The sequence below is a fragment of the Cerasicoccus sp. TK19100 genome (assembly GCF_027257155.1).
Taxonomy (GTDB): Bacteria; Verrucomicrobiota; Verrucomicrobiia; order Opitutales; family Cerasicoccaceae; genus Cerasicoccus; species Cerasicoccus fimbriatus.
In genome coordinates this window covers 694,066-707,771 of record NZ_JAPWDU010000001.1, presented here as the reverse complement: position 1 = coordinate 707,771, position 13,706 = coordinate 694,066, and the positions used below count along the sequence as shown (strand labels likewise).

The following is a 13,706-nucleotide window of genomic DNA, read 5'->3' as shown; positions in this document are numbered from 1 at the left end:
GAGGCAACACCTGCCCTAACGACTTGCGGCGGAACCTAACTGATCCGCCAGTTCGCTGCACCAGGCACCGAAGGCTTCCGACACACGCGGCCAGTTCGTCATCCCCGTTGGAGCTACCTCGATATCGCTACCGAAATCGCTATCGGTGAAGACAGCCAGCAACTCACCCGAAGAACTGCTCATGGTGACTTTAACCGAAATCTCGTCCACATACATCGAGGTGCCGCTGATCAGCGTGTTGCCATAAAGAGACTCGGGATCGGCTGCATCGATGCCATCCGAGCCGGGCGGGATGGCGGAAAACTCCGTCACCCATGCATTGGCGGTCAGCGTCTTCTCGCCCGGGGCATTCACGATCGGCAGTACCGCGTCAATCTTGCTCTTCAGCGCTTTCTCAAAGGCAAACTCCAACGCCGCGACATCGGATGCATTGGGGTCCGTAACGCTGGTCGTTGGCAGGGCCGTCACGGATTGCACGTAAACCGATTCGTAACCGGCCAAGGCTTGAGCGTTCTTAATGGCGAACTCGCCGGAGCCGCCCAATTGGGTCTTGGTAAAGCCTGCCGTGGACGGGCTGGCACCTTGCTGACTGCAGCCAGTCAAGATCATTGCCCCGACAGCGCTTAAATAAAAAAGAATAGTTTTCATGATGTGACAGTAGTTGTGGCCAGCTTATGCCGCGCCAACTGCCCGTCAAACGCCATTTCTGAGCAAATGTGGCCGGGAAGGTGAGGAAAACAGTCAACACTTCGCCCCCAATCATCGTAACCTCGTAGCACGGACATCTTGCCTGTGCCCTACTCCTTCATTTTTTCAAGCGCTTCGAAATCCTCGTATCGGGCACAGGCGGGACGCCGATGCGACGAAAGCACTTCGTAAAATTCACTGGCTTACGTTGGTTGACAGCGCACGCGGAATCCTCTGTGATCGCAGACTTTTTCTGAAAGCCTAAAAACCCAAATCACACCATGAAAGCCCAGATGACTCCGCTCGAAGAGCTGCGGCATAGCGCGTCCCACGTGCTGGCCACGGCAATCCTGCGCCTCTACCCGGAGGCCAAGCTCGACATCGGGCCGCCAACAGACAACGGTTTTTACTACGACATCGACCTCGATCAGAAGCTCACTTCCGACGACCTCGAAGCCATTGAGGGCGAGATGAAGAAGGTCATCAAGGAGAACCAGAAGTTCGAGCGACAGGAAGTTTCCCGCGACGAGGCTGTTGAGATCATCAAGGGCTGCGGCCAGGAGCGTTATAAGCTCGGCCGCCTCGCCGACATCCCGGAGGGCGACGCGATTTCCTTCTACCGCAATGGCGAGTTCATCGACCTGTGCGCGGGCTCTCACGTCAACTACACCAAGAAGATTAAGGCCTTCAAGCTGCTCTCCATCGCCGGTGCCTACCACCGCGGCGACGAGAAGAACAAGCAGCTCCAGCGCATCTACGGCACCGCCTTCCCCAGCAAGGACGAGCTCGCCGACTACCTGGACAAGCTCGAGCAGGCCAAGGCCCGCGACCACCGCAAGATCGGCCGTGACCAGCGCTTGTTTGTGATCGATGAAGACGTCGGCCAGGGGCTGATCCTCTGGACGCCCAATGGCGCGATCATCCGCCAGGAGCTACAAAACTTCATTGGCGAAGAACTGCGCAAGCAGGGCTACAGCCAGGTCTTCACGCCGCACATCGGCAAGCTCGCGCTTTACAAGACCTCGGGCCACTTCCCATATTACAAGGAGTCGCAGTTCCCGGCGATCCCCTACCCGGACGAGCTGGAGCACGTCGCGCACGAGGGTTGCTCCTGCGCCGAGCTCACCGCGCGCCTCGAAGCCGTGGCCCCGCATTTCCGCGACCAGATCAACGAGCGCACCGGCCGTGAGACCATCGGCGAAGAGCAAGTCATGGACCCAACCAAGCTCCTCGACGGCTTCATGCTCAAGCCGATGAACTGCCCGCACCACATCAAGATTTTTGCCTCGCAGCAGCACTCGTATCGCGACCTGCCGCTGCGCCTGGCCGAGTTTGGCACCGTTTACCGCTGGGAGCAATCCGGCGAGCTCAACGGCATGACCCGCGTGCGCGGCTTTACGCAGGACGACGCCCACCTCTTCTGCACCGAAGACCAAGTGGCCGACGAAGTCCTCGGCTGCCTGTCGCTCGTGAAGATCGTCCTCAACACGCTCGGCATGCAGGACTACCGCGTCCGTGTCGGCCTGCGCGATCCGGATTCCGACAAATACGCTGGCGAGGCCGCCGTTTGGGACAAGGCTGAGGAAGCCTGTCGCAACGCCGCCAAAACGCTCGGCGTGCCGTTCACCGAAGAGGCTGGCGAGGCCGCCTTCTACGGCCCGAAGATCGACTTCGTCGTCAAGGACGTTATCGGCCGCGAATGGCAGCTCGGCACCGTGCAGGTAGACTACAACCTACCCGTCCGCTTTGACCTTTCCTATATCGGCCCGGACAACCAGCCGCACCGCCCAGTCATGATTCACCGCGCGCCGTTCGGCTCCATGGAGCGCTTCTGCGGCGTGCTGATCGAACACTTTGGTGGCAACTTCCCGCTGTGGCTTTCGCCGGAGCAAGTCCGCGTGCTGCCAATCTCGGAAAAGACCGCCGACTACGCCAACGAGCTCCTCAACAAGCTCAAGGCCGTCGGCATCCGCGCCAACATCGACAGGCACGACGAAAAGTTCGGTGCCAAGGTCCGCCGCGCCGAGATGGACAAGGTCCCCGTCATGCTCGTCTGTGGCGAGAAGGAAGCCGAAGCCGGCAATGTCTCGATCCGCTCGCGCATCGGCAAGAGCATCGAAGGCACCGTGAGCGTCGACGAGGCCATCGCCACGCTCAAGACCAACATCGACGCCAAGGCCCTGCCGGAAGGCATGTAACCGATGCAGTATCTCCTGCTCATCCACGGAAACGCCAAATCAGAAGCCTCGGCTGACGATTGGCAGGCGTTTTTTAAGAGCGCGCAATCCAGTGGCTTATTCCAAGGCGGCAGCGCCTTGGGTGAGCGCTGGCTGCTGGGGGATCAGACCGCGCAGCCGTCAGATCAAATATCCGGCTTCATGCAGTTTAAGGCCGAAGACCGCGCGCAAGTGCTAAAGCTACTTGAGGTGCATCCGGTATTGCTGCATGGCGGCTCCGCCGAACTTTGCGAAATGCCCGTTACCGGCTAGGACAGACACGTAATCAAAAGAATAAATCACTCTCAAGTTGGATTTTCATAAGTCCTTGAAGATAAGCACCAAAGGTGCGATCCCATACTAGCCTAGGGTCAGCGCAAGTCGCAGCGCGACTGAAGCGCAGCCCTAGGTGTCATGCGCAAACCAGTCGTCTAAGCCCTAAAGGGGCGGCCTCAACAAGGTCGATGAAGCCGTGCTTTCAGCACTCCAAGAACACTTTGTTCATTCTTCCTAGGGCTGCGCTGCGTCGCTTTGCTCCTTGCTAACCCTAGGCTAATATAAGCCCGCGCCTTTGGCGCTCAGAATAAATGCCCGTTACCGGCTAGGGCAGACAGTTTGCCCATAGTCAAACTGTCACGAAACCTATGGGCAAACAGACACAATACACCTAGGTTTCGTGGCATGAAACACCTAGGCAAAGTCCTCGAGCACTTCCGGCACACCCAAAACGAAAATCAGGTGCCCCAATTGGTGCTCTGCGAATCAAACCGCGTAATCGGCGGAAGTATTACCCAAAGCGGTGCCTGGGAGCTCATCATCAGCGGATTCGATCGCCTGAAGCGCCTCAATCGCTGAGGTTTCACCGACAACATAGAGAACGTCCTGCGCGTGGATGATCTCCTCCGGTGGCGGGTTCGTAATCCGGTGTTCGCCGCGCTGTATGCCCAGCACCGTCACCCCGTGCTTCTGCCGCAGCTCAGCGCTGGCGAGGGTTTCATCGACGAGCTGGGACTCGCGCGTCACGTAAAGTTTCTCGATGCGCAGATCAGGCGCGGCGGGTGTCTTGACCAACGACGAACCCGCAGCCGTGAAGAGGCGCACGGCGTCGCGAATCTGCCCATGATTGCCGAAGAGATACCAGTGATCTCCGGGGAAAATAATCTCGTCCGGATCGAGATCGTAAAGCACTTGACCGGCACGCGCCAACGCCACGGCCGAGGCACCCGTGGCCGCGCGGAGATTGGCCTCGCGCAGCGTGCGGCCGCACATTTTGCCACCGGGCGGTACGGTGACCTCCTCAACAGAGACCGGCCATGGGTAGCGTTTTTCAATCGCCTCCAGCGTCGCGTCACGGCGGGATTTTTCCTCGGAAACCACGCGCTGGTTAAAGCTTTCCATAAACATGTATTCCAACTGGCTGTTGATGCGGATGATACGATTCCAGAAGAAGACGGCGGCCAGTAAGATGAGCAGGAGAAATGCCGCCAGCGCCGTGCCTGAGGGCAGGTATTGCGCCGCCACCGACAAGTAAATACCGCCTACGAGCAGCACCACCGCCACCACGATGGCACCATTAAAAATATTCCGCATGCGCCCTTGGATGAAGCTGCGCGTGGCCCCGGTGGAGAGCATCGTATCGGTGATCATCATCACGATGGCGCTGAGGTTTCGGATCATCGCGGTAACAAAAGGTAGTGCGATCAAACCCGCCAGAAGCCAGACCGCGAGCCCTGAAAGCATCCGTAGTTCGGGCTCCTCAATGTATTCCCCCAGTTGGTTACTGGCCACGGATGCGATTAGCAAAAACGCATTGAGCAGCAGGAAATTAAAGAGAATTTGCAGCAGCGGACGCTTCACGAGCTTAAGCAACACGGTGCGCTGCGCTTGCCCACCCAAGCCGTCCAGCAAGTTGCGATAAAATTCCGCCAGCGTCGAGAGTCCGCGCGGGAGCCTTCGTGCCAGCCAGGCATGCAGCGGGTCAGAGTTTTTCGCGAGAACGATACTGCCCCCCGTGCTGAGCACCGATACGCCAACCGCGATCGACATCAGCGAGGCATCCGTGACCCCCAACTGTTGCCCCAGCGCTGCAATGATGAACGAGAATTCCCCAATCTGGGATTTTACCGTAGCCGCGCGAAAGCTGGTTTCCGTCCGCTGCCCGGCGAGGAAGAACCCCAGCCAGACCGAGATTACCTTGGCCGGCTGCATGGCCAACGTCAGCAGAATGATCACCAGGGCGTTGTCCCACAGCGTCTCGGGGTTAATCAACATACCCGCCGACACGAAGAACACCGCGCAAAACACGTTGCGTAACGGCTCAGTAGAATGCTCGATCTGCTCGGTGAGGCTCGTTTGTGATAAGATGGAACCGGCCAAAAACGCCCCCAGCGCCACGGAAAGCCCCCACAGCTCAGCCACAAAGCACAGTCCGAGCATCAGCGCCACGACGCAGATCGTGATGAGCTCACTCGATCCGTGGCGCTCCAATGCATCGAGCAGACGCGGTGCCGCGAGCTTTCCCACGAAGTAGATAAACACCACAAACAGGCAGATCAGGAAAGTTACGCCGCCAACGGCGGCCCAGTTCAAGGCACCCGTCACCGCGACACCCGATAGAATCACCAGCAGCGCAATCGCCAAAATATCTTCCAAAATCAGCACGCCCACGGCAAGTTGCGCGTGCGGCTTTTGCCAACGCCCGAGTTCTTTGAGGATCGCCACCGTGACCATCGACGAGCTGATCGCCAGAATCGACCCAAGGAACAAGCCCTGCACCACGCCAAGCCCCATCAGCGGTGCCGCCTGCGAGCCGATGAAAAGCATGAGCAGTGTTTGCAGGATGATTGCCAGCATCGCGGGCCCGAGTACCTGCCGCAAGCGCCGCAGATCGAACTCCAGCCCCAGCGAAAACATCAGGAAGACCACCCCCAGTTCGCTAAGAGCCTGAATCGTCTCCAAGTCATGCACCGGCGAGCGCTCCCAGAGGTTGGGACCAACGAGGAAACCGCTAAGCAGATACCCAAGAAATACCGGAAGCTTGAGCCGCTTGAAGAGCAAGGTCACCCCGGCCGCGCACATCAGCACGATAGCCAAGTCATTAATCAGCACCGGCGTGTGACTTTCCATGCTCACAAACTTTACATTGCGCCATGGAGGAAATCCCGGCAACTGCGAAAATCCGCAAACGTGTTTTGACGGATTTGGACAAAAAAAAATGCCGCCCTTCCTACCCCTAGGAAGAGCGGCTTCTCGTATATTCCCCAATAATCCCTAGAATTAACTAGAGAAAAGATTAACTGTGATCAATCGATATCCTTAGGCTCATCACCCCACTTGGCAAGCAGTAAGTTAATTATCTTTCAAAAAACATTAGCGCAATAAGACCTTAATTCGTATGAGTTGTTTCCTGCTAATGCAAAGGTGGCTCGTACGCAAATTTCGCTCATGGTTGTCACCATTCTGTTATATAGAACGACAAGCCTTCCAGCCACGAAACGTCCCAATCCAATGGGAACGTTATAGCATGGATATCAAAGCGTTACGAAGTACGCTTCTAGAACAGGCGAAAACCTTTGTCTAAAGGTCAGCGGAATCGATCCACTCCATCATCGCCTCTTTAGGCTTGGCACCGATGAGCATGTCCAGCTTCTCGCCACCGCGCAAAGCGACGAAGGTCGGGGCACCGCGGATACCAAACTGAGCCGCCAAATCGGGCTCAGCCGAGGCGTCGACCTTGACGATCTTTACATTCGCCGCGAGCTCGTCGGCGATCTCTTCCAGCACGGGCTCCATCTGTTTACAAGGCATGCAAAAGGGCGAGAAAAAGTCCACAATGACGAGCTTGGACTCGTTCACGACTTCGGCTTCATACGTTTCTTTGGTAACTAAGGTAAGTGCGCTCATTTTAAAAATATGGTTTGCAGCACGACGGGATTTCGCCGCGCGCACGATCTATTTCAAATGAGCCAACCACCTCAGCAGCGCAAGCCGTTTTAAAAACTTTCCTGAATTTCTGGGCCTTCGCGGACAAAATTCCAGACTGGATAAATTTCTTTGAATGTTCTGCGGCTAGCTGAGTCCAAATCCGTATTCGATCCATGCCACCGTTAGCCCTAGTCTTTTTATCCTTTTTCATATTATTAGCCACTACAACGATCACGGCAAATCCCCAGCCCTCCAGCGCCTACATTTGGCAACGCGATTGGAAGCCCAGCGTCCGCCAAGCCATCGAGGATAATCAGCATCAAGTCGATGGCTTTACCGTGCTTGCGGCGGAAATTACGCCAAGCTCTGCGGGTGCCAAAGTGGATCGTGTTGCCTACGACGCCCACGCCCTAGTGGCCTCGCAAAAGCCGATCACATTGGCGATCCGTGTCGGTCAATACCCGGGGCCATTCACGTCGGAAGCGAACGTCACTCAGACCTTGCTCCGCGTCACGCAAGACACGCTGGAATCGGCCCGTGCACGGGGTATCGAGCCCGCGGCGGTCGAGATCGATTTCGACTGCGCAACGAGCAAGCTGGCCGGCTACGAAAGCTGGCTCCGGCAGCTCCGGCCCGTGCTCGGGGAGACGCCCCTCTCCATCACCACGCTACCCACGTGGATGTCCGCACCTTCGGCCTTTCAATCACTGGTCAACGCAACCGACCATTACGTGTTGCAAGTCCACAGTATTCAGCGCCCTACTTTGCATCGCAAAGCAACGAAACTTTGCGATGCAGAGCAATCTCTGCGTTGGGCCCAGCAAGCCAGTGCCTTTGGCCGCTCGTTTTCCATCGCACTGCCGACCTACGGCTACCAGCTCGTTTACGACGCCTCAGGTGCCTTGGTAGAAGTCAATGCTGAGGACGCCACTGCGGCGCGTGCCCCGCAGTACACCTACCAGGAAGTGCGCGCTAACCCCGTGGAGATGGCGAGCCTTGTTCGCGCAATGCAAGGCACGCCACCCAATCATTGTCAGGGCATTATTTGGTATCGCCTTCCGGTAGGCGACGAACGCCTCAACTGGGACCAAGCGACCTGGCACACGGTCATGCAGGGGGCTGTCGCGCCCGCACAGTGGCAAGTGCAGGCCATCCCACAGGCAGATGGTCTTACGGAGATCCAGCTATCGCACCGCTCCAGTGCCTCCAGCGAACCACCCGCCCGCATAGAGTTGCATTGGAAAGACGCCGAAGCCATCACCTGGGACGGGCAGCGCAATTTCACGGTCAGCCAACCATCAGCTAACTCGCTCACCTGGAGCCGCCCGCCGACCTGCCCAACGCTGGCCCAGGGCGAACGCTGGACACTCGGCTGGGTCCGGTTTGATCACGCACCAACCGTTCAATTTTCCATCATTCAATGAAGCTCATCAAAATTTTTGCCTGCCTATCCTCACTCACGCCTCTGGCTGCACTTGCCTGCGGACCCTGGATTCCGACGCCTTACATTGTCCGCAATGACCGCGTGTTTTTCAATTCGCCGCGCGTGGGATTCCTCCAAGAGCTAGAGCACGTGCTGCCGCCCGATCCCGCCTATACCGCCGTCCTCGTGGAAAACCAGGCACCCAACGCAACCGAGGCGCTGCTCAACACACTGCACTCTAACGGCATTGCCGAGCCGGAGCGCACACAATTGCTCGGTGCCTATCAGCACTACCGTCAACTGCTCAACGATGCCAAAGCGCTACACGATGTGCCGGTTTACCGCAGCTACTATCCGGCCCACGAACTCGATGCCGAACACATTCTAGCTAGCCTGAAAGACGAGGCACCTCCCGCAGCGCTGCCCGACGAATTCCGCCTCTACCTCGACGGCGCGCGCTACTACTACCTTGATAACCAAGCGGCGGCACGAAAGCAGTGGCAGGCATTGCTCGACCTACCACGAACTGAGCGCCAGCACCAAACGGTGCGCGCGGCTTTCATGCTGGCCAAGACGGAGCCCACCCCCACGGCTTGGCAACGGGTGCGCGAGCTCGTGGCTGATGGTTTCGACGACCCCGATGGCCTGGCCGCCGCCAGCTATGGCCGCGAGGCGCAGCACGCCCTACAGCGGGGCAATTATCCCCGCGCTGCTGAGTTATATCTGGCGCAATACTCCACCGGTTATTGGAATGCGGGCCTAAGCCTACAACGCGTGGCCAACGAGGTCTGGCTCATCGGCGATGATAGAATTTTCGCGTCATTGGTTAACTTTGACAACATCCGCGCAGTCCTGACCGCCGACCTCCTGACGCGCTACGACAGCCCTCAAAAACAAGCCCGCCGCACACGCCTGCTCAACGCGCTCCCATCCCCCAAAGCAATCACGGTCACCGAGGCTGGACGCTTCGCGCTGTTGGAGTATCAGCAGAATAATCTGTCCACCACGCGCCACTGGCTCGCCTACGCAGATGCCGATGATGCCCTCGCGCTCTGGGTCCGCAGTAAGCTACTGCTGCGTGACGGCCACATCGACGAAGGCCGCACGCTGCTCGTCGAGCTGCTGCGTCACACTGCTGGAGAGCAGCCCGACTGGGATCGCATCGACACCCGCCACGCCTGGGGGGAGCTGGGCCTGCTCTATTTAAAGAAGGAAAACTACGCCCAGGCCGCCAACTGCTTTGCCAATGCCCACAGCTGGCTCGACCTCGCCTACGTGCTGGAGCGCGTCATGACTGTGCAAGAGGCGCAGGACTGGGCGCTCTTTATGCCCAAGGCCGCCGAGCCGCAAAACGAATACGACAATGACCCGCGCCAGCTGATTGCCCGGCGGCTCATGCGCGAGGCTCAGTTTCGGGCCGCGCTTCCGCTCTTCCCCGAAGGATTACGCGCCCATGCCGAAGCCTACATCAGCGCCATGCAGCAGGCCAGCAATGCCGGGGGCGAGGCCCGCTCCCGCGCGCAACAATACTGGACCGCCGCACGCCTGGTCCGCGATCACGGCATGGAGCTTTTTGGCGCAGAGCTGGAGCCCGACTTCGCCTGGAGCGGCGGCACCTTTGACTGGCCGCATTCCATCGCATGCCGCATTAACCAGCGCTATGAGCCGGGCTACGAGATCAACACCCCTACCCATGCTGAGGAGGACCGCGTAGATCGCAGCGCCATCAAGCCTGACCAGCGTTTCCACTATCGCTACCGCGCCGCGCAGTTGGCGGAACTCGCCGCCGGACTGCTGCCCAACAACGACGAAAACGCCGCCCGTATTTACTGCATCGCCGGCTCCTGGATCAAAAACCGCGACCCCTACGCGGCCGACCGGTTTTACAAGCAGCTCGTCGTGCGCTGCCCCGAGACTGCCCTGGGCAAGCAGGCCGCCGAGCTCCATTGGTTCCCCGACGCCCCGGAGAGCCTCCCCGCGCCGTTTGAAAGCTGACGCTTTTTCTTAAACGTAACGTCGGTAAAACCACAAACAACTCGCTATCGGCGCGGCATCTGCTTTGCTACCGCGCATGAACCGCGGATTCTCGCTGACAGTTTACGGCATCAGCGTCGCCTTTTTCGGCTGCTTTCTGATCTGGCCCATTCTGCAGATTTTGCAGGGCGGGTTCTTCGTCAATGGCGAGTTTACGCTGGCGTTCTTTGGCGAGGTGTTCTCCAACCCGATTTATCTGGAAGGCCTCCTAAACGCCTTTGCGATGGGCGTCTTTTCCACGATTCTCGCGCTGCTGCTCGCGCTGCCGTTAGCCTTCGTGGCCGACCGCTATGAGTTTCGTGGGAAGGCAATCTGCCTCGGTGCCGCGCTGCTGCCGATCATGCTGCCGCCGTTCGTCGGAGCGATTGGCATTCAGCAAATCCTTGGCCGCCACGGCGTGTTTAATGTCGTGCTCGCCAAGCTCGGGCTGCTCGATCCCAGCATGCCGATTGACTGGCTGGCCGACGGCCGGTTCTGGGGCATCGTGGTGCTCAACGCGCTCAGCCTCTACCCGATCCTTTACCTGAACGCCGCCGCATCGCTGGCCAACATCGACCCAGCCATGGAAGAAGCCGCGGAAAACCTCGGCTGCCGCGGCTGGAAAAAGTTCTGTAAGATCACCCTGCCCCTCATGCGCCCGGGGCTGTTCGCCGGCTGCACGATCGTCTTCATCTGGGCCTTCACCGAGCTGGGCGTGCCTTTGATTTTCAATTACCCGCGCGTGACCTCGGTGCAAATTTTCGACGGCCTAAAAGAAGTCGGCGACAACCCATTCCCCTACGCTTTGGTCACGGTGATGCTCGTTTTTTCGGTCGCGTTCTACCTGATTGGCAAAGGGCTCTTCGGTCGCAATAACTTCACGATGATGGCCAAGGCCAGCCATGCCAGCGGTGCCAAGCGCCCTGGCGCACTGGGCCAAGTGCTCTGCCTCTCGCTCTTTGCCGGGGTCAGCTTTCTCGCGCTCCTGCCGCACCTCGCGGTGATCCTTATTTCGTTTTCGAGCGACTGGTATGACACCATTTTGCCAACGGGCTGGACGCTCCACAATTACGACCTCGCTCTGAGCAACGGCCTGACGGTGCCCGCGATTCGCAACAGCCTCTTTTACGCCGGGCTAGCCACGCTGGTCAACGCGTCCTTCGGCCTGGCCATTGCCTACGTCGTCGTGCGCTCCAAGCTGCCGGGCCGCGGCGTGCTTGACACCCTTTCCATGCTGCCGCTGGCGGTGCCCGGCCTGGTGATGGCCTTTGGTTATTTCACCATGGCGCAGGAGGGCAAATTCTTCGGCTTCCTCAACCCGATTGAAAACCCGACCTGGCTGCTGATCATTGCCTACGCCGTGCGCAAATTACCGTTCATGGTCCGCAGCGCCGTCGCTGGGCTCCAGCAAACCTCAGAGACTTACGAAGAGGCTGCACAGAACCTCGGCTGCCCACCGGTTAAGGCCGCATTCAAAGTGACGCTGCCGCTGATCACCGCTAACTTGCTCGCGGGCGCGATCCTTGCTTTTTCGCAGTCGATGCTGGAGGTTAGCGACTCGCTGATCCTCGCTGTAAAGCAGGAGTATTACCCGATTACGAAAGCGATGTTTGAGCTAATGAGCCTTCTCGGCGACGGCCCCTACCTCGCCTGCGCGCTCGGCGTCTGGGCCATGTGCTTCCTGGCAGTGACGATCATCGGTGCCAACATACTCCTCGGCAAAAAGATGGGCGCAATCTTCCGCGTATAGCGATTTTTCTGCAACTGAGCGGAAATAAATCTCCCGCAGAATACACTTAGTATAGGTAAATTTGTTTCGAGCACGCTCGACGGCTACATTTATTCGTACTAGAGTTTTCTTCGCTACCATGAAAAAGACACCACTTCGCCTATCAATTCACGGCCTCGCCACCACGATCATACTTACTGGCAGCATGGCGCACGCGCAGGACTACGCCAGTGCGCTGACCCAGTTTGCCAACGACGCCAGCACTGCGCTCAACAACGGCTCCGCCTCACCGCTTCCGAGCAACAGCTACAGCTATGAAAACTACGCGGAGAGCACCACGCTCAATGACCCGCCCGTCTTTCTCTCCCCCACCGCCAACTACTCCGCAATGGCCTACACGGATTGCTCCGGCTGGGTAAATTACGCGCTGAACACTGTTTCCCCACTGCACCAATCCGTCATTGCTGGCCAGCGCTTGCTCAGCGAATACAACAAATCCTACGGCACGGGTACGCACCATAAAACGCTCTCGGAAAGTGATCTCGGCTGGTCTCGTGCCTTCGTCATTTCCGAATACTTTGACTCCGGCTATGCCGCCAACACCGGCTTCACGCCCGTAACCGATTTCAGTAATCTCCAACCAGGCGATGTCGTGGCCTACTCCACCGGCCGCTGGACGGACCCCAGCAACAGCAGCTTAACCTGGACCGGCGACACCGGGCACACATTTATCATTGTTGGCACGCCACAAGTCATCGATCCCTCGCATGCGGATTACTACGGCAAACCCGGCGGCTCGCCCACGCTTGATACTTCCAAGGTTCACCAAGTCATCGCCGTCGAGATTGTCGATTCCAGCGACATTACCCATTTCAGTCCCGACAACCGCAAAAACGATTCCAATGCCTACGAACTCCCGGCCTACAAACCCGAAGGCGTACCAGAATCCGAACTCCACGCTGGCGGCATCGGTACGGGTACCATTTGGCTATCGCTCGACGCCGAGGGCAAGGTGCTCCAAACGCGCTTCAACTATGGTGACGATTACCTGCCGAACACTGGCAATCCAGAAGTAAAGGTCACCGCCGCTGCCCGCCTCAATGACACCATCGAACTCAGCGACGACATCACCCAAGATGGCTACCTGGAAGTGCGCCGATTCGAGAATGCGCCGGACAGCTTTGCCGGGCAAAACTATGGCGACATGCCCGTCAACCTAACTGGCGACGGCGGCCTGCGCATCACGGGCGAAGGCCCGATCACCCTCAGCGGCGACAACTCCTTTACCGGGGGCGTCATCGTGGAATCCGGCATGCTGGTCATCGGCTCCACCACCGGGCTCGGCGCGGGAGATCTCAGCGTGCAAGGCGGCAAGGTTTCACTCATTGGGCCAGCCCTTCATGACGAAGGTTTGCTGCACTTGGTGGAGTCCCTCGATCCCGGCTCATTCGAGCTCAACTTTCTCGGGGAAGACATTTTAAGAACGCTGCAAATCGGCGATGACACCTTCACCACCGGCACCTGGGGGGCCGCCGGCTCCGGCGCGGACAACATCCATGCGGTCTTTTCCGGCACGGGTGTTATTAACCTCGTCCCCGAGCCGAGCCACTACGCCGGGCTTGCGGGTGCCATTGCCTTGCTGTTTGCTCTGCGCCGACGCCAGCGCGCAGGACCCTCTGCGAAATAATCATTCATTCAGGATCGCCACAACCGA

The 13,706-nt window shown here is 58.5% G+C and carries 9 protein-coding genes; 6 read left to right on the top strand and 3 right to left on the bottom strand.

The window, feature by feature from the left end; genetic code table 11:
• Positions 1 to 15 precede the first annotated feature (15 nt).
• A complete protein-coding gene (locus O3S85_RS02855) occupies positions 16 to 648 on the bottom strand; it encodes a DUF3313 family protein (RefSeq protein ID WP_269537715.1) in 633 nt (210 codons plus the stop codon).
• A gap of 320 nt (positions 649 to 968) precedes the next feature.
• On the opposite strand from O3S85_RS02855, the gene thrS reads away from it, so the two are divergent.
• Positions 969 to 2,885, top strand: coding sequence for a threonine--tRNA ligase (thrS, locus tag O3S85_RS02850; RefSeq protein ID WP_269537714.1), 1,917 nt, complete (start codon positions 969 to 971; stop codon positions 2,883 to 2,885).
• Between the two features lie 3 nt (positions 2,886 to 2,888).
• The gene (locus tag O3S85_RS02845; RefSeq protein WP_269537713.1) at positions 2,889 to 3,176 is read left to right on the top strand and encodes a YciI family protein; all 288 of its coding nucleotides are present in this window, start codon (positions 2,889 to 2,891) and stop codon (positions 3,174 to 3,176) included.
• 489 nt (positions 3,177 to 3,665) lie between these two features.
• Here the strand turns inward: O3S85_RS02845 and O3S85_RS02840 are convergent, their stop codons facing one another.
• Together O3S85_RS02840 and trxA are read right to left on the bottom strand one after the other, a co-directional pair.
• On the bottom strand, positions 3,666 to 6,029 hold the full coding sequence (locus O3S85_RS02840; RefSeq protein WP_269537712.1) for a monovalent cation:proton antiporter family protein: 2,364 nt from the start codon (positions 6,027 to 6,029) through the stop codon (positions 3,666 to 3,668).
• A 450-nt stretch (positions 6,030 to 6,479) separates the two neighbouring features.
• A complete protein-coding gene (gene trxA, locus O3S85_RS02835) occupies positions 6,480 to 6,806 on the bottom strand; it encodes a thioredoxin (RefSeq protein WP_269537710.1) in 327 nt (108 codons plus the stop codon).
• A 194-nt stretch (positions 6,807 to 7,000) separates the two neighbouring features.
• On the opposite strand from trxA, the gene O3S85_RS02830 reads away from it, so the two are divergent.
• The 4 genes from O3S85_RS02830 to O3S85_RS02815 all read left to right on the top strand — a co-directional run bounded on the left by O3S85_RS02830 (position 7,001) and on the right by O3S85_RS02815 (position 13,679).
• Positions 7,001 to 8,251, top strand: a complete 1,251-nt coding sequence (locus O3S85_RS02830) for a DUF3142 domain-containing protein (RefSeq protein ID WP_269537709.1) — start codon at positions 7,001 to 7,003, stop codon at positions 8,249 to 8,251.
• Positions 8,248 to 10,245 carry a hypothetical protein gene (locus tag O3S85_RS02825; RefSeq protein WP_269537708.1) on the top strand — a complete coding sequence of 666 codons (1,998 nt, stop codon included), beginning with the start codon at positions 8,248 to 8,250 and terminating at the stop codon, positions 10,243 to 10,245. Before O3S85_RS02830 ends, O3S85_RS02825 begins: the two co-directional genes overlap by 4 nt.
• Positions 10,246 to 10,321: 76 nt before the next feature.
• Positions 10,322 to 12,013: an ABC transporter permease gene (locus tag O3S85_RS02820; protein WP_269537707.1), complete on the top strand. Its 1,692-nt coding sequence runs from the start codon at positions 10,322 to 10,324 to the stop codon at positions 12,011 to 12,013.
• A 118-nt stretch (positions 12,014 to 12,131) separates the two neighbouring features.
• Positions 12,132 to 13,679 (top strand): PEP-CTERM sorting domain-containing protein, encoded by a 1,548-nt coding sequence (locus tag O3S85_RS02815; RefSeq protein WP_269537706.1) that lies wholly within the window; start codon positions 12,132 to 12,134, stop codon positions 13,677 to 13,679.
• Positions 13,680 to 13,706 lie beyond the last annotated feature (27 nt).